This window comes from Pseudomonas sp. FP2309, from assembly GCF_030687575.1.
Lineage (GTDB): Bacteria > Pseudomonadota > Gammaproteobacteria > Pseudomonadales > Pseudomonadaceae > Aquipseudomonas.
In genome coordinates this window covers 4,761,824-4,778,395 of sequence record NZ_CP117439.1, presented here as the reverse complement: position 1 = coordinate 4,778,395, position 16,572 = coordinate 4,761,824, and the positions used below count along the sequence as shown (strand labels likewise).

13 protein-coding genes and 2 tRNA genes are annotated in these 16,572 nt (G+C 57.4%); 14 read left to right on the top strand and 1 reads right to left on the bottom strand.

Features of this window, described 5'->3' with window-relative positions; all coding sequences use genetic code 11:
* Positions 1-4: 4 nt before the first annotated feature.
* The 14 genes from folP to PSH59_RS21905 all read left to right on the top strand — a co-directional run bounded on the left by folP (position 5) and on the right by PSH59_RS21905 (position 13,456).
* Positions 5-856 carry a dihydropteroate synthase gene (gene folP, locus PSH59_RS21970; protein ID WP_305393656.1) on the top strand — a complete coding sequence of 284 codons (852 nt, stop codon included), beginning with the start codon at positions 5-7 and terminating at the stop codon, positions 854-856.
* A gap of 16 nt (positions 857-872) precedes the next feature.
* Complete coding sequence (glmM, locus tag PSH59_RS21965) at positions 873-2,210, top strand: phosphoglucosamine mutase (RefSeq protein WP_248078262.1); 1,338 nt, start codon at positions 873-875, stop codon at positions 2,208-2,210.
* A 66-nt stretch (positions 2,211-2,276) separates the two neighbouring features.
* Complete coding sequence (tpiA, locus tag PSH59_RS21960; RefSeq protein ID WP_248078259.1) at positions 2,277-3,032, top strand: triose-phosphate isomerase; 756 nt, start codon at positions 2,277-2,279, stop codon at positions 3,030-3,032.
* Between the two features lie 4 nt (positions 3,033-3,036).
* Positions 3,037-3,420, top strand: coding sequence for a preprotein translocase subunit SecG (gene secG / locus PSH59_RS21955; RefSeq protein ID WP_305395323.1), 384 nt, complete (start codon positions 3,037-3,039; stop codon positions 3,418-3,420).
* Between the two features lie 22 nt (positions 3,421-3,442).
* Positions 3,443-3,528, top strand: a tRNA-Leu gene (locus PSH59_RS21950).
* A 96-nt stretch (positions 3,529-3,624) separates the two neighbouring features.
* A tRNA-Met gene (locus PSH59_RS21945) sits at positions 3,625-3,701 on the top strand.
* Positions 3,702-3,841: 140 nt separating this feature from the next.
* Positions 3,842-4,300 carry a ribosome maturation factor RimP gene (gene rimP / locus PSH59_RS21940; protein ID WP_003235029.1) on the top strand — a complete coding sequence of 153 codons (459 nt, stop codon included), beginning with the start codon at positions 3,842-3,844 and terminating at the stop codon, positions 4,298-4,300.
* 47 nt (positions 4,301-4,347) lie between these two features.
* Positions 4,348-5,829, top strand: a complete 1,482-nt coding sequence (gene nusA, locus PSH59_RS21935) for a transcription termination factor NusA (protein ID WP_025857112.1) — start codon at positions 4,348-4,350, stop codon at positions 5,827-5,829.
* 27 nt (positions 5,830-5,856) lie between these two features.
* Positions 5,857-8,376: a translation initiation factor IF-2 gene (infB, locus tag PSH59_RS21930; RefSeq protein ID WP_248078255.1), complete on the top strand. Its 2,520-nt coding sequence runs from the start codon at positions 5,857-5,859 to the stop codon at positions 8,374-8,376.
* 159 nt (positions 8,377-8,535) lie between these two features.
* Complete coding sequence (gene rbfA, locus PSH59_RS21925; RefSeq protein ID WP_016973761.1) at positions 8,536-8,931, top strand: 30S ribosome-binding factor RbfA; 396 nt, start codon at positions 8,536-8,538, stop codon at positions 8,929-8,931.
* A gap of 3 nt (positions 8,932-8,934) precedes the next feature.
* On the top strand, positions 8,935-9,852 hold the full coding sequence (gene truB, locus PSH59_RS21920) for a tRNA pseudouridine(55) synthase TruB (RefSeq protein WP_003176136.1): 918 nt from the start codon (positions 8,935-8,937) through the stop codon (positions 9,850-9,852).
* Between the two features lie 115 nt (positions 9,853-9,967).
* Positions 9,968-10,237, top strand: a complete 270-nt coding sequence (gene rpsO / locus PSH59_RS21915; protein ID WP_003176135.1) for a 30S ribosomal protein S15 — start codon at positions 9,968-9,970, stop codon at positions 10,235-10,237.
* A gap of 194 nt (positions 10,238-10,431) precedes the next feature.
* Entirely contained in the window at positions 10,432-12,537 is a 2,106-nt protein-coding gene (gene pnp, locus PSH59_RS21910) for a polyribonucleotide nucleotidyltransferase (protein WP_034117854.1), read from the top strand.
* A 295-nt stretch (positions 12,538-12,832) separates the two neighbouring features.
* Entirely contained in the window at positions 12,833-13,456 is a 624-nt protein-coding gene (locus PSH59_RS21905) for a BON domain-containing protein (RefSeq protein WP_248078254.1), read from the top strand.
* A 148-nt stretch (positions 13,457-13,604) separates the two neighbouring features.
* On the opposite strand, the gene PSH59_RS21900 is transcribed toward PSH59_RS21905, so the two are convergent.
* Positions 13,605-16,538, bottom strand: a complete 2,934-nt coding sequence (locus PSH59_RS21900; protein WP_305393655.1) for a DUF748 domain-containing protein — start codon at positions 16,536-16,538, stop codon at positions 13,605-13,607.
* Positions 16,539-16,572: the final 34 nt, after the last annotated feature.

The following is a 16,572-nucleotide window of genomic DNA, read 5'->3' as shown; positions in this document are numbered from 1 at the left end:
TGAAATGACTTCTGCGTTGTCCTCCACCCGGTTGCCTTGCGGCAATCGGGTTCTTGATTTGGCCCATACGCATGTCATGGGCATTCTTAACGTCACCCCTGACTCTTTTTCCGATGGCGGCCGCTTCAGTCAGCTTGATGCAGCATTGCGTCATGCCGAAGCCATGGTTGTGGCCGGCGCGACGTTGATTGACGTCGGTGGCGAGTCCACTCGGCCTGGGGCTCGCGTGGTTTCTCCTTTGGAGGAGCTTGAACGTGTCGCGCCTATCGTCGAGCGTATCGCGCGTGAGCTGGATGTGATCATTTCGGTGGATACATCCACACCAGCCGTCATGCGCGAAACAGCGCGTCTAGGGGCGGGGCTGATCAATGATGTGCGCTCCCTTCGCCGCGATGGCGCGCTTGATGCTGCGGCGGCAACCGGTTTGCCGGTGTGTTTGATGCATATGCTGGGAGAGCCCGGCAATATGCAGGACAATCCGCATTACGATGATCTCGTGGGTGAAGTGAGCGGCTTTCTTTCAGAGCGAGTCGCGCAATGTGCTGGCGTCGGCATCGCGTCCGAGAAGATCATCCTCGATCCCGGGTTTGGTTTCGCCAAGACCTTGCAGCACAATTTAAGCCTGTTCAAGCATATGGAGGTATTGCATGCCCTCGGTCGGCCTCTCTTGGTCGGCGTTTCGCGCAAGAGCATGATAGGTCTGGCATTGAATCGTCCGGTGGGTGAGCGGCTTTACGGCGGTCTTGCGCTGGCCGCGCTTGCGGTCACCAAGGGAGCGCGTATCTTGCGTGTGCATGATGTTGCCGAGACCGTGGATGTGGTGCGTATGCTTGCCGCAGTAGAATCAGCCGAATAAGAATGATGGAGCACTTATGACTAAAAAATACTTTGGTACCGATGGTATTCGTGGTCGGGTCGGCGAATTTCCGATTACTCCAGATTTCATGCTCAAACTGGGGTGGGCGGCAGGCATGGCGTTCCGCAGTATGGGCGCTTGCCGCATCCTGGTGGGCAAGGACACCCGAATCTCTGGGTACATGTTTGAGTCCGCACTTGAGGCCGGGCTGTCCGCTGCGGGTGCGGATGTGATGTTGCTGGGGCCAATGCCTACGCCTGCGATCGCTTATCTGACGCGTACTTTCCACGCTGAAGCCGGTATCGTGATCAGTGCTTCGCACAACCCCCATGATGACAATGGCATCAAATTCTTCTCGGGTCAGGGCACCAAGCTCCCGGACGAAATCGAGCTGATGATTGAAGAGCTGTTGGATGCGCCGATGACGGTGGTTGAGTCCAGCAAGCTGGGCAAGGTATCGCGGATTAATGACGCGTCCGGCCGCTATATCGAATTTTGCAAAAGCAGCGTACCCACCAGCACTAATTTCGCCGGCCTGAAGATCGTTGTCGACTGCGCCCATGGCGCGACCTACAAGGTTGCTCCGAGCGTCTTCAAGGAGTTGGGTGCGGACGTGACGGTGCTTTCGGCTCAGCCTAATGGGCTGAACATTAACGACAACTGCGGTTCCACTCATATGGAGCAATTGCAGGCAGCTGTGCTCGCTGAGCATGCCGACCTGGGCATTGCGTTTGATGGAGATGGTGACCGTGTATTGATGGTGGATCACACGGGTGCGGTGGTGGATGGTGATGACCTGTTGTTTATCATTGCTCGCGACCTGCACGAGCGTAACAAGCTGCAGGGCGGTGTCGTCGGTACATTGATGAGCAATCTGGGGCTTGAGTTGGCGCTGGCGGATCTGGGCATTCCGTTTGTCCGTGCCAATGTCGGTGACCGTTATGTCATTGCCGAGCTCCTGGAGCGTAACTGGCAGATAGGTGGTGAGAACTCGGGGCATGTTGTGTGCTTCCAGCACACCACCACGGGGGATGCGATCATTGCTGCGTTGCAGGTGCTGCTTGCGTTGCGCCGTCGTGAGGAGAGTTTGGCCCAGGCGCGTCAGGCGCTGCGCAAATGCCCGCAAGTCTTGCTTAACGTGCGCTTCTCCGGCGCAGAGAACCCTATTGAGCACCCAGCTATCAAAGAGGCGTGCGAGCGTGTAACCCTGGCAATGGCGGGGCGTGGACGCGTACTGCTGCGCAAGTCCGGCACAGAGCCTCTGGTGCGCGTTATGGTCGAAGGGGACGACGAAATGCAGGTTCGCGGCCACGCCGAAGACCTGGCAAAACTAGTAACTGAAGTTTGCGCCTGAATTCGGCTTGCCAGTGATGATGTGGTTGGGTAACATCTGCGCCCACTTTGACCGACGAGGTACAGCATGCGTCGCACTATGGTAGCTGGTAACTGGAAGATGCACGGTACCCGCGCCAGTGTCGCTGAGCTGATCAATGGCCTTCGTCACCTGGCCTTGCCTGGCGGTGTTGATATCGCGGTTTTCCCGCCTTGCTTGCATATCACCCAAGTGGTTGATGGCTTGAAAGGTAAGTCGATCCAGGTCGGCGCGCAGAATTCTGCGGTGGAAGCCATGCAAGGTGCGCTGACCGGTGAGATTGCTCCCAGTCAGTTGGTTGATGCGGGTTGTTCCTATGTGCTTGTCGGGCACTCCGAGCGTCGTCAGATGATGGGCGAGCGTGATGGGACACTCAATCGCAAGTTCGCGGCAGCGCAGGCTTGTGGTTTGACTCCGGTGTTGTGCATAGGGGAGACCCTTGAGCAGCGTGAGTCTGGCAAAACTCTTGAAGTTGTCTCGCGTCAGCTGGGCAGCATCATCGAGGAGCTGGGTGTTGGTGCGTTTGCAAAGGCAGTAATTGCTTACGAGCCGGTCTGGGCCATTGGTACCGGGCTGACTGCTACACCGCAACAGGCGCAGGATGTGCACGCAGCCATCCGGGCGCAGTTGGCGGCAGAGAATTCTGAGGTTGCACAAGGTGTGCGGCTTCTATACGGCGGCAGCGTGAAGGCGGCCAATGCGGTCGAACTGTTCGGCATGCCGGATATCGATGGGGGGCTCATTGGTGGAGCTTCCCTGAATGCAGATGAGTTCGGTGCGATTTGTCGCGCCGCGGGAAACTGAAAAAATGCTGGAAACAGTCGTAGTCGTTTTTCATCTGTTGGCTGCCTTGGGCGTAGTTGCCCTGGTTTTGTTGCAACAGGGTAAAGGTGCGGATGCTGGTGCGTCTTTCGGTGCAGGTGCTTCAAATACTGTGTTCGGAAGCCAAGGTTCCTCTACCTTTCTTAGTAAGTTTACTGCTATACTTGCCGCCGGTTTCTTCATAACCAGCTTGGGGTTAGGTTACTTTGCTAAAGGGAAAGCTCATGCGCTGACTCAAGTAGGTTTGCCAAACCCAGCAGTGTTGGAAGTGCCAAAAGCAAAGCCGGCTTCTGATGATGTCCCGGTGCTTCAAGAGCAAAAGTCGGCTACTCCAGCGACTGACGTACCTCCAGCTCAAGAGCAGAAGTAAGAAGGGTTTTAAACGCTGTATTGCCGAGGTGGTGGAATTGGTAGACACGCAACCTTGAGGTGGTTGTGCCCATAGGGTGTAGGGGTTCGAGTCCCCTTCTCGGTACCAATTATCAGGAGAGCCCGCTGTTGCGGGCTTTCTTGTAGGTGGAAGGTTACATTGACCCTGTAAGGGATCGGTCGTATACTTCCGCCCCAGCTTTGTCGCGGGGTGGAGCAGTCTGGTAGCTCGTCGGGCTCATAACCCGAAGGTCGTCGGTTCAAATCCGGCCCCCGCAACCAGTTTTAGCGGAGCCCCTTTTAAGGGGCTTTTTGTTAGCTGGACACTTTCAACGCCGCTGTTCGACGGCGTTTCAAGGATGGGCGTTTCGCCCATTTTTTTATTTTGCACAGCATGCACATACATGCACGAGGGGGTTCAGGTGTCGAGCAAGCTAGAAGAGTTGCAGGCCTTGCTGGCCCCGGTGGTCGTGGCCCTAGGCTATGAATGCTGGGGTATTGAGTTTTCGGCTCAAGGTCGCCACTCAATGTTGCGCGTTTATATCGATAAAGAGGGCGGCGTGCTGGTGGACGATTGTGCCATTGTCAGCCGTCAGATCAGCGGTGTGTTGGATGTTGAAGATCCGATTTCCGTTGAATACACCCTCGAAGTTTCCTCGCCAGGCATGGAACGCCCACTGTTCACTATTGATCAGTTTGCAAAATTTGCCGGTGAACAAGTGAAGATCAAGCTGCGATCGCCTTTTGAAGGGCGACGCAACTTTCAGGGCCTTCTGCGCGGTGTAGAAGAGCAGGATGTCGTGGTGCAGGTAGAAGACCATGAATTTCTGTTGCCGATCGATATGATCGACAAGGCCAACATTATTCCCAGTTTTGACTGAGACGCGGATCCCGCGGATCCAATGGCTTGCGAAAGGCGAGGCGTACGATGAGCAAAGAAGTACTGCTGGTTGTTGAGTCGGTATCCAATGAAAAGGGCGTACCGGCAAACGTGATTTTTGAAGCGCTGGAGCTGGCCCTGGCCACCGCTACCAAAAAGCGTTTTGAAGACGAAGTTGATCTGCGTGTGGAAATCAACCGCCACACGGGTGCCTATGAGACTTTCCGTCGCTGGACGGTCGTCGAAGAAGCCGATCTTGATGATCCGGCCATCGAAACCTGGCCAAGCAAGGTTGCCGAAACGCACCCTGGCGCCAAGGTCGGTGATGTTGTCGAAGAAAAGATCGAGTCGATCGAATTCGGCCGTATTGCTGCACAGACCGCTAAACAGGTGATCGTGCAGAAGGTTCGCGAAGCTGAGCGCGCTCAAGTCGTTGACGCCTATCGCGAACGCCTGGGTGAAATCATCTCCGGCACCGTGAAAAAAGTGACGCGCGACAACGTGATCGTGGACCTGGGTAACAACGCCGAGGCGTTGCTGGCCCGCGAAGACATCATCTCTCGCGAAACCTTCCGTGTCGGCGTGCGTCTGCGTGCGCTGCTCAAGGAAATCCGCACCGAGAACCGTGGCCCTCAGTTGATCCTGTCGCGTACTGCGCCGGAAATGCTGATCGAACTGTTCCGTATTGAAGTGCCGGAAATTGCTGAAGGCCTGATCGAAGTGATGGCTGCGTCCCGTGACCCGGGTTCGCGTGCCAAGATCGCGGTTCGCTCCAAAGATAAACGCATCGACCCGCAAGGCGCGTGCATTGGTATGCGCGGTTCGCGTGTCCAGGCAGTTTCGGGCGAGTTGGGCGGTGAGCGTGTGGACATCGTCCTGTGGGACGATAACCCGGCGCAGTTCGTGATCAACGCCATGTCGCCAGCTGAAGTGGCGGCAATTATCGTTGACGAAGATGCCCATGCAATGGACATCGCCGTTGGCGCAGACAATCTGGCTCAGGCCATCGGTCGTGGTGGTCAGAACGTGCGTCTGGCCAGCCAACTGACCGGTTGGACCCTGAACGTGATGACCGAATCGGACATCCAGGCTAAGCAGCAAGCTGAAACCGGTGACATCCTGCGCAACTTCATCGAAGAGTTGGAAGTCGATGAAGACCTGGCACAGGTACTGGTAGATGAAGGCTTCACCAGCCTGGAAGAGATTGCCTACGTACCGTTGGAAGAAATGCTCAACATCGACGGCTTTGACGAAGACACCGTCAACGAGCTTCGCGCTCGGGCCAAGGATCGTTTGTTGACTAAAGCCATCGCTACTGAGGAAAAGCTGGCAGACGCCCATCCGGCCGAAGACCTGCTCTCGCTTGAGGGTATGGACAAGGATTTGGCGATGGAACTGGCGGTGCGCGGCGTAATTACCCGCGAAGACCTGGCCGAGCAGTCTATTGACGATCTGCTCGACATCGACGGCATTGACGATGATCGTGCCGGCAAGTTGATCATGGCCGCCCGAGCCCATTGGTTCGAGTAATTAGGCGCGGCCTGAGGAGAGAAATGCATGACGCAAGTCACGGTGAAACAACTGGCCGATGAGGTCAAAACACCGGTAGAGCGCCTGTTGCAGCAGATGCGTGAGGCAGGTCTGCCGCACACCGCCGCCGATGAAGGTGTGAGCGATAGTGAGAAGCAGTCTTTGCTGACTCACTTGAAAAGCAGCCACAAGGCGAAAGTGGAAGAACCGCGCAAGATTACATTGCAGCGCAAAACCACCAGCACCCTGCGTGTTGCTGGTAGCAAAAGCATCAGCGTTGAAGTGCGCAAGAAGAAAGTCTTCGTGCAGCGCAGCCCGGAAGAAATCGAAGCCGAGCGCAAACGCGATCTGGAAGAGCGTCGCGCAGTAGAAAATGCTGCTCGTCAGAAGGCTGAAGAAGAAGCCAAGCGTCGCGCCGAAGAAGAAGCGCGTAGCCAGCCTGCTGCTGCGCAACCTGCTTCCACCGAAGCAGTCGCCACGCCTAGCGCTCCTGTAGAAGCTGTGCGTGAGGCCGCTCCGGTTGCCGCGGCACCTGCTGCCGATGCCCGCAAGCGCGAAGAGCCGCGTCGTCCGGATAAGCCACGCGCCGACGATAACAATCGTCGTGGCGGCGGCGGCGATGGCGAGCGCAAAAACGCTCCACATCGTGCTTCGGTCAAAGAGAAGGCGCCTGCGCCGCGCGTTGCTCCACGTACTACCGACGAAGAAAGCGATGGTTTCCGTCGTGGTGGTCGCGGCAAGGCCAAGCTGAAGAAGCGCAACGCTCACGGTTTCCAGAGCCCAACCGGCCCTGTCGTGCGTGATGTCCAGATCGGCGAGACCATCACTGTTGGCGACCTCGCCAATCAGATGTCGGTCAAGGCTGCTGAAATCATCAAGTTCATGTTCAAACTGGGTACTCCAGCGACCATCAACCAAGTGCTTGATCAGGAAACTGCTCAGCTCGTGGCTGAAGAGTTGGGCCACAAAGTGACCCTGGTCAGCGACACGGCCCTGGAAGACTCCCTGGCCGAGTCCCTGAAGTTTGAAGGTGAGACGTTCTCCCGTGCGCCAGTTGTGACCGTAATGGGACACGTTGACCATGGTAAGACATCGCTGCTCGACTACATCCGTCGTGCCAAGGTAGCTGCTGGCGAAGCCGGTGGTATCACCCAGCACATCGGTGCTTACCACGTTGAAACCGAGCGCGGCATGGTCACCTTCCTCGACACCCCGGGTCACGCCGCGTTTACCGCAATGCGTGCCCGTGGCGCCAAGGCGACTGACATTGTGATCCTGGTAGTGGCAGCGGACGACGGCGTAATGCCGCAGACCATTGAAGCTGTCCAGCATGCCAAGGCTGCGGGTGTTCCACTGGTGGTTGCAGTGAACAAGATCGACAAGCCGGGCGCCGATCTGGATCGCATTCGTAGCGAGCTGTCGGTTCACGGCGTGACTTCCGAAGAGTGGGGCGGTGATACGCCGTTCGTTTCGGTTTCGGCGAAAGTCGGTACTGGTGTAGACGAACTGCTCGAAGCGGTCCTGCTGCAAGCTGAAGTACTTGAGCTCAAGGCAACCCCATCGGCGCCAGGTCGTGGTGTGGTGGTTGAATCGCGCCTCGACAAGGGTCGTGGTCCGGTTGCAACCGTACTGGTTCAAGACGGTACCCTGCGCCAAGGCGACATGGTGCTGGTCGGTTCGAACTATGGCCGCGTACGTGCCATGCTCGACGAAAACGGCAAGCCGATCAAGGAAGCCGGTCCTTCCATCCCTGTCGAGATTCTCGGCCTGGATGGTACCCCTGACGCTGGCGACGAGATGAGCGTAGTTGCAGACGAGAAGAAAGCCCGTGAAGTGGCTCTCTTCCGTCAAGGCAAGTTCCGCGAAGTCAAACTGGCTCGCGCTCACGCCGGCAAGCTGGAAAACATCTTTGAGAACATGGGTCAGGCAGAGAAGAAGACGCTCAACATCGTCCTCAAATCTGACGTCCGTGGTTCTCTCGAAGCGTTGAACGGCGCCTTGAACGGCCTGGGTAACGACGAAGTGCAAGTGCGTGTCGTGGGTGGCGGTGTCGGTGGTATCACCGAGTCCGACGCCAACCTGGCACTGGCTTCCAACGCTGTACTGTTCGGTTTCAACGTGCGTGCCGATGCTGGCGCTCGCAAGATCGTCGAGCAGGAAGGCCTGGACATGCGTTACTACAACGTCATCTACGACATCATCGAAGACGTCAAGAAAGCCCTCACCGGCATGCTTGGCAGCGACGTTCGGGAGAATATCCTGGGTGTTGCCGAGGTGCGTGACGTGTTCCGTTCGCCGAAATTCGGCGCGATCGCCGGTTGCATGGTTATCGAAGGTGTTGTGCACCGTAACCGTCCAATCCGTGTGCTGCGTGAAGACATCGTTATCTTTGAAGGCGAGCTGGAATCCCTGCGCCGCTTCAAGGATGACGCTTCCGAAGTGCGTGCCGGCATGGAATGCGGTATCGGCGTCAAGAGCTACAACGACGTCAAAGCTGGCGACAAGATCGAAGTCTACGAGAAGGTCCAGGTTGCTCGCAGCCTCTGACTCGCGCACTTCAGGAGCCGCGCAGCGCGCGGGCATGCACATGCCCCGCGCCGTGTCAGGACTCTAAACGCAACGCCCGGTCTGGCTTTTGTCAGGCCGGGCGTTTGCCGCTTTCAGACCCCACGGGTTTCACCGTGTGGCAGTAACAGGTAACAAGACATGGCAAAAGAATACAGCCGTACCCAGCGTATCGGCGATCAGATGCAGCGTGAGCTGGCCCAACTGATCCGTCGCGAAGTCAAAGACCCACGCGTTGGCCTGGTCACCATCACCGCCGTTGAAGTAAGTCGTGACGTGGGTCACGCCAAGATCTTCATCACCGTGATGGGCCAGGACAGCAGCGAAGAAATCGCGCAAAGCATCAAGGTGCTCAACTCGGCCGCAGGTTTTCTGCGCATGCAGTTGGCCCGTGAAATGAAACTGCGCAGCGTTCCGCAGTTGCACTTCCATTACGACGAAAGCGTTGTTCGTGGTGCGCACCTGTCGGCACTGATCGAGCGCGCCGTGGCTGAAGACAGCCAGCACCCTTCCACACCTGAAGACGCCAAGGAGTAAGCGGTGGCTCAGGTCAAACGTATCCGTCGCAACGTCAGCGGCATCATTCTGCTCGACAAACCCATTGGTTTTACCTCCAATGCCGCGTTGCAGAAGGTTCGCTGGCTGCTCAATGCCGAGAAAGCCGGGCACACCGGCAGCCTCGACCCCCTGGCCACTGGTGTACTGCCATTGTGCTTTGGCGAGGCCACCAAGTTCTCGCAATACCTGCTCGATTCCGACAAGGGTTACGAAACCCTGATGCAACTGGGCAAAACCACCACCACGGCGGACGCCGAAGGTGATGTTTTGCAGGTTCGCGACGTGACCGTTGGTCGCGCTGATATCGAAGCGGCTTTACCCGCTTTTCGTGGGCAAATCAGTCAGATACCGCCGATGTACTCGGCGCTCAAGCGTGATGGACAGCCTCTTTACAAGCTGGCTCGTGCGGGCGAAGTGGTGGAGCGTGAACCGCGTTCTGTTACTATTGCCCGGCTCGAATTGCTCGCCTGTGAAGGCGACACTGCCCGATTGGCAGTGGACTGCAGCAAAGGCACCTATATCCGGACCCTGGTGGAAGATATCGGTGAGCAACTGGGCTGTGGCGCATACGTCGCTGAATTGCGACGTACCCAGGCCGGACCTTTCACCTTGGCCCAAACGGTCACGCTGGAAGAGTTGGAGGCGGTACATGCCGAAGGCGGCAACGAAGCGGTTGATCGCTTCCTGATGCCTTCGGACAGCGGTTTGCTGGATTGGCCATTGCTGCACTTCTCGGAGCACAGCGCGTTCTACTGGCTCAACGGCCAGCCGGTACGTGCCCCGGATGCCCCGAAGTTCGGCATGGTGCGAGTACAAGATCACAACGGTCGCTTTATCGGTATCGGTGAAGTGAGCGAAGACGGGCGCATCGCGCCACGTCGACTGATTCGGTCAGAATGACCGAACGAGTGTGGCTGTTAACAGGCATGGTCAACACTCATTTTTAGATACAGGGATTTGTCCCTGGCCTGTTGAGACCGCCCCTTGGGTGGTCTCCTGAAAGAAGGATTGCCTCATGGCTCTCGACGTTCAAGAAAAAGCACAAATCGTAGCTGACTATCAGCAAGCTGTTGGTGACACTGGTTCGCCAGAAGTGCAAGTTGCACTGCTGACCCACAACATCAACAAGCTGCAAGGTCACTTCAAGGCCAACGGTAAAGACCACCACTCCCGTCGTGGTCTGATCCGCATGGTAAACCAGCGTCGTAAGCTGCTGGACTACCTGAAAGGCAAGGATCTGGGTCGTTATCAGGCTCTGATCGGTCGCCTGGGTCTGCGTCGCTAATAAGCGATTGCGCTAGAGGTTGGTTGTCTGCCGTGTGTCATCGGGATTCCCGCTGGCGCATGGTAGGCTCCCAGCCTCAAGTTTTATCTGGCTATACGTTTTACCCTGGACGAAGGTCGGGCCGACTCCCGACATTGCCCAAGAATTTCGCAAGAAGACAAGTTCCCCAAGAGCCACAAAGAAGGTAGGACACCGTGAACCCGGTTATCAAAAAATTCCAGTTCGGTCAGTCGACCGTTACCCTCGAGACAGGCCGTATTGCCCGTCAAGCCTCCGGCGCAGTGCTGGTTACCGTTGATGATGACGTCACCGTACTGGTGACCGTTGTTGGCGCCAAGACCGCTGATCCAAGCAAAGGCTTCTTCCCTCTTTCCGTTCACTACCAGGAAAAGACTTACGCTGCCGGTAAGATCCCTGGCGGTTTCTTCAAGCGCGAAGGCCGTCCTTCCGAGAAAGAAACCCTGACTTCCCGACTGATCGACCGTCCGATCCGTCCGCTGTTCCCAGAAGGCTTCATGAACGAAGTGCAGGTTGTCTGCACCGTCGTTTCCACCAGCAAGAAGACCGATCCGGACATCGCTGCGATGATCGGTACCTCGGCTGCCCTGGCGATCTCCGGCATTCCTTTCGATGGTCCGATCGGCGCTGCCCGCGTTGCATTCCACGAAAGCACCGGCTACCTGCTGAACCCGACTTACGAGCAACAGAAAGCCTCGAGCCTGGACATGGTCGTTGCCGGTACGTCCGAAGCCGTATTGATGGTTGAGTCGGAAGCCAAAGAGCTGACCGAAGACCAGATGCTGGGCGCTGTGCTGTTTGCTCACGACGAGTTCCAGGTTGTGATCAACGCGGTCAAAGAACTGGCTGCCGAAGCCGCCAAACCTACCTGGACCTGGGCTGCTGCCCCGGAAGCCACCGAACTGTTGGGCGCTATCCGCTCCGAGTTCGGCGCTGCCATCTCCGACGCTTACACCATCACCGTCAAGGCCGACCGTTACGCTCGCCTGGGTGAGTTGAAGGACCAGGTCGTGGCCAAGTTGTCCGGCGAAGAAGGCCAGCCTTCCGCCAGCGACGTTAAGGCGGCCTTTGGTGAAATCGAATACCGCACCGTTCGCGAAAACATCGTTAACGGCAAGCCACGTATCGACGGTCGCGACACGCGCACCGTGCGCCCGCTGAACATCGAAGTTGGTGTTCTGCCCAAGACTCACGGTTCGGCGCTGTTCACCCGTGGTGAAACTCAGGCTCTGGTAGTCGCGACCCTGGGTACTGCCCGTGACGCGCAACTGCTGGACACCCTGGAAGGCGAGAAAAAAGACCCGTTCATGCTGCACTACAACTTCCCTCCGTTCTCGGTGGGCGAATGTGGTCGTATGGGGGGCGCGGGTCGTCGCGAAATCGGTCACGGCCGTCTGGCGCGTCGTTCGGTTCAGGCCATGCTGCCTGCTGCTGACGTGTTCCCGTACACTATCCGTGTGGTATCGGAAATCACCGAATCCAACGGCTCCAGCTCCATGGCCTCCGTGTGTGGCGCTTCCCTGGCGCTGATGGACGCCGGTGTGCCGATGAAGGCACCGGTTGCCGGTATCGCCATGGGCCTGGTTAAAGAAGGCGAGAAGTTCGCGATCCTGACTGACATCCTGGGTGACGAAGACCACCTGGGCGACATGGACTTCAAAGTAGCCGGTACCGCCAAAGGTGTGACCGCGCTGCAGATGGACATCAAGATCAAGGGCATCACCGAAGAGATCATGGAAATCGCTCTGGGCCAAGCCCTGGAAGCGCGCCTGAACATCCTCGGCCAGATGAACCAGATCATTGGTCAGTCCCGCACCGAACTGTCGGAAAATGCTCCGACCATGATCGCGATGAAAATCGACACCGACAAAATCCGTGATGTTATCGGTAAAGGCGGCGCGACCATCCGTGCGATCTGTGAAGAAACCAAGGCTTCGATCGACATCGAAGACGACGGTTCGATCAAGATCTTCGGCGAAACCAAGGAAGCGGCTGAAGCAGCACGCCAGCGCGTCCTGGGTATCACCGCTGAGGCCGAGATCGGCAAGATCTACGTCGGTAAGGTTGAGCGCATCGTCGACTTCGGCGCGTTCGTCAACATCCTCCCAGGCAAAGACGGTCTGGTGCACATCTCCATGCTGAGCGATGCTCGCGTTGAGAAGGTGACCGACATTCTGAAAGAAGGTCAGGAAGTTGAAGTGCTGGTACTGGACGTGGACAACCGCGGCCGTATCAAGCTGTCCATCAAGGACGTAGCAGCAGCCAAGGCTTCGGGCGTTTAATTACCCCCAGGCTTTACGCTGAAAAAAGGACTCTTCGGAGTCCTTTTTTTATGTGCGCGGGAAAATCTCGAGAAATCAGGCGCTTAGTAAAACGCAAAAGCCGCAAGTTGCATGCAGATCCACGTGTCTTCGTGCAACTTGCACGATTCCGAGGATTTGGCTAATTCATAACTCATTGTTTTATAAGGATTTAATACGTAACAATGACTTGGCACACTGCCTGCAATACCCCTGTTAACGCTGCAGCATCAAGGTTCACACACTGCAGACTTTTAATAAAACAGGAGTTACTCGTATGAAGAAGTTCGCTCTCGCTACTGCAACCGCTACCGCTCTGACCCTGGCCATGGCTAACGCAGCCTTCGCTCAGACCTCCCAGGCACCTATGACGCTGGCAGCCGGCGAAGTGACCAAGGCCAAGGAATCCACTTCGGATACCTGGATCACCACCAAAGTGAAAGCTGATCTGCTGACCGAAAAAGGCATTCCAGGTTCGGACATCAAGGTTGAGACCAACAAAGGTGTGGTTTCCCTGTCGTCGACAGTCGCTATCTCCGACGCGCAAAAAGAAACTGCCGTAGCGATCACCAAGCGTATCAAAGGCGTGACTGCGGTATCGGCTGACGGCTTGATGGCTGGCGGTGCTACCAAAGCTGACGGCATCGACAAAACCAAAGGCGCAGCTCATGACGCTAAAGAAACCACCAGCGACACTTGGATCACTACCAAAGTAAAAGCTGACTTGGTGACTGAGAAAGGCATTCCTGGTACCGACATCAAAGTTGAAACCAACAAGGGTGTTGTCTCCCTGTCGTCTTCGACTGCTGTAACCGAATCGCAAAAAGCCACGGCTGTAGCGATCACCAAGAAGATCAAAGGCGTTAAAGCTGTATCGGCCGATGGCCTGAAAGCAGAGTAACGTTTGATAATTCGTCTGAACTAGACGGCGGCGGCGCGTGAGTTAGATATCCACTCAATGCACCTCTAAGGTTCATGCGACCGACCACACGGATGTGGTCATTACAGGCCCCGGCACTTGTGTCGGGGCCTGTTCTATTCTGGGTCGCTTATTCGGCGTCCAAGTGCATCGGCGTGACCACTCGGCCATCCTTCTCAGCCTGGCCCAGGTTCGCATCGATGAAGTACACCCGGTCATCTTCCAGCTGGCCCTTGTCCACCAGATAATCCTTGATGGTGCTGGCACGGTCCTGGCCGAGTTGGCGCAGCAGCACGTCGCTATTGCTCCAGAAATTGATCACACCTTCACGCAGCTTGGCGCTGCGCTCATCACGACTCAGGTCCTTCCATTCTGCCGGTGGCTGTTGTTTCACGCGGATACGGTAGATGCCTTCGAGCAGGGGGGCTTTTTCGCTCTCGGGAACTGCCAGCAAGGACGCCTGGGCCGGAACCTTGTCCCCACGCCGCTGCAGGATCTTGTAGTAGTTGTACTGGTATTCCCGCTCCAGGCGTTGGGCCGCCAGGAGTGGGCCGTCGCTGCTGGCGGCCGCGGTGCCCTCAATCTCCAGGCGCAGGGCAGGGCGTTCTTTCAACGCCTTGGCCAGCGTGTTCAGCGCGCCCTCGGCGTCTTTATTCAGTTCACTGGAGCCGGCGGCGAAAGACACATTGCCCAGGTCTTCCGCGCCGCCCCCGGTGACCAGCCCACCAATAAACTTGAAGGGCGCGCTGGCTGCACGCACCACCAGGTTACGCAGGGTTTGCCAAACAATCGGCATCACGCTGAATTGCGGGTTGTTGAGGTCGCCGGTTACCGGCAGCTCAATGGAGATCTTTCCGTCGGTGTCCTTGAGCAGGGCGATTGCCAGGCGAATCGGCAGATCCACGGCGTCGGCGCTGTCGACCTTGTCACCCAGCTGCAACTGCTCGACGACGACTTTGTTTTCGGCCTTTAGCTGGCCCTTTGTGATCACGTAGTGCAGGTCCAGGTTGAGGCGCCCCTTGCGGATACGGAAGCCGGCGAACTTCCCTGAGTAAGGCGTCAGGGTGGTCAGTTCGACACGTTTGAAGCTGGTGGCGATATCCAATGCCGCCATTGGGTCAAACGGATTCACGCTGCCCTTGATCGTCACCGGTGCGTAACGATCCACCTTGCCCTTGATATCGACGCTGGCCGGTTTAGCCTGGCGGCTGTCAATGGTGCCGATCTGGCCATTGAGCTGTTGGATCGCGGTGGCAAAGTTGGGCGTCAGGCTGAAGTCGGCAAAGTTGGCCGAGCCATCGTTGATAGCGACCTGCCCAATGCGAATGCCCAGCGGTTTGTCTTTGCTTGTGGTGGTTTTGGCTGGCGATTTGGCGCCACCGTCGGCCGGTTGCGGGATCAGCAGGTCGTCCACGTTGGTGGTGCGGTCATCGTTGATCATGAAGCGCGCATAGGGTTGCAACAGGTTGACCTTGTCGATCGACAGGCTGTCCCCATGCTGATAATTCAGGCCTTCGATGACCAGGCGTTGCCACTTAAGGAAGTCGCGGGTCTTGAGCGTGTCGAGGGTGTGCAACTGGTCAACCTGCGCGCGGCCGGTGATCTGCAATGCCAAGGGCTCGGTGCTTTTCAGGTTTACGTCCAGATCGCTGCCCAGCATGCCGCTGCGCAGTTCCAGGCGGATAAACGGGCTGATATAGGACTGGGCCACGCGCAGGTCGATGTCTTTGGTAGTGACCTTCAACTTGGCGCTGACCGGGTTGAGGTTGACCACGCCGGCGGCCTGGAGCTTGCCTTGCTTACCCAGGCCGCTGTCGACCTTGAGGGTAAAGGGGCTGCCGTTAAGGCTGTCGAAGTTTTGCACATCGACGTTCAATGGTCCCAGTTCCAGGGCGACCGCCGGTTTGGCCTGGCGGTCTGCCAGGTGTACTTGGTAGTTACGCAGTTGCACATCTTTGAGCAGCACCTGCCAAGGCTTGCTTGGGGCCGCCGGTGCAGGCTTGGGCGAGTCGGCCGTGGCCGGGGCGTTTGCCGGCTCGGGTGCCTTGGCCGGTTTGCTCGGTTGGCTGGCGAACAATTTCTGCCAGTCCAATTGGCCATCGGTTTCGCGTGCGGCCCAGGTTTCGAGCTTGTTGCTGCGGATCTTGCCGACGACCACCTGCTGCTTGGCCAGGTCCACGGTGGTCTCGCTGACGTCCAGGCGTTCAAGACGTACCAGCGGCCTGCCATCCGGTGCCTTGAGCGCAAAGGGCGCGATGCTTGCGGCCGTGTTGGTGAGCTTCAGTTCGGTCTCTTTGGCCAGGCTGAAGGTGTACTCGGTGTTGAAGTTGAGCACACCGTCTTCGAGTACCAAGGGCAATGCGTCGCGCACGTAGGGCCACCAGGCCTTCATCTTGCCGCCAGTGACTTTCAGCGTGCCTTGGGACGTGATCGGCACCAGGCTGAAGTTACCTTTCCAGTCGATTTGCCCGCCGTCGGGGCCGGCCGCGACGAGGGTCATGTCGGCATTGTCTTCAGGCAGGGTGCTGAGGTTTTTCAGCTCGAAATCGAGCTTGTCGTAGAGAAATTCGATTGGTTCGCTGGGGCGCAGGTCTTCGAAGTGCACATAGCCGCCCGCCAACTTGATGCTGTCGATACGCAAAGGGAACGGCTTGGCGTCGGGGTCGGCAGGGGTGGGTTCGCTGGGTGGCAATTTGAACAGCTGCGCCAGGTTCAATTTGCCGGACTTGTCGAACAGCAGTTCGGTCTTGGGCTTGTCGAGTTGCACATCGGCCAGGTGCAGTGCGCGGGTCCACAGGCTATCGAGCTGCAGGTTGGCATATAGCCGCTCGAACGCCACCTGTTCTTTGCCGGGCTCGCCGATTTTCAGCCCCCACAGTGTCAGTTCCAGGCTGAACGGGTTGAGCTCGATACGCTCGATGCGTGCAGGCGTTGTGGCGTAATTGGCCAACTGTTGGTTGGCAACGCGAAGGGCGATGCCGGGCAGAATCAAAAAGCCCAGCAAGCTGTACAGAGCAACGGCAGTCAACAAGGCGCCAGTGGCGCGAATCAATCCTTTGGGCATGGGGCGGCGCCATCTATGTCAAACAGGAGTGCCT

Excerpts from the sequence above, each read along its gene's own strand:
- rpsO (WP_003176135.1), top strand. The coding sequence starts at position 9,968 with ATGGCTCTCGACGTTCAAGAAAAAGCACAAATCGTAGCTGACTATCAG.
- tpiA (WP_248078259.1), top strand. The coding sequence starts at position 2,277 with ATGCGTCGCACTATGGTAGCTGGTAACTGGAAGATGCACGGTACCCGC.
- PSH59_RS21905 (WP_248078254.1), top strand. The coding sequence starts at position 12,833 with ATGAAGAAGTTCGCTCTCGCTACTGCAACCGCTACCGCTCTGACCCTG.
- glmM (WP_248078262.1), top strand. The coding sequence starts at position 873 with ATGACTAAAAAATACTTTGGTACCGATGGTATTCGTGGTCGGGTCGGC.
- nusA (WP_025857112.1), top strand. The coding sequence starts at position 4,348 with ATGAGCAAAGAAGTACTGCTGGTTGTTGAGTCGGTATCCAATGAAAAG.
- infB (WP_248078255.1), top strand. The coding sequence starts at position 5,857 with ATGACGCAAGTCACGGTGAAACAACTGGCCGATGAGGTCAAAACACCG.
- folP (WP_305393656.1), top strand. The coding sequence starts at position 5 with ATGACTTCTGCGTTGTCCTCCACCCGGTTGCCTTGCGGCAATCGGGTT.
- PSH59_RS21900 (WP_305393655.1), bottom strand. The coding sequence starts at position 16,538 with ATGCCCAAAGGATTGATTCGCGCCACTGGCGCCTTGTTGACTGCCGTT.
- rbfA (WP_016973761.1), top strand. The coding sequence starts at position 8,536 with ATGGCAAAAGAATACAGCCGTACCCAGCGTATCGGCGATCAGATGCAG.
- secG (WP_305395323.1), top strand. The coding sequence starts at position 3,037 with ATGCTGGAAACAGTCGTAGTCGTTTTTCATCTGTTGGCTGCCTTGGGC.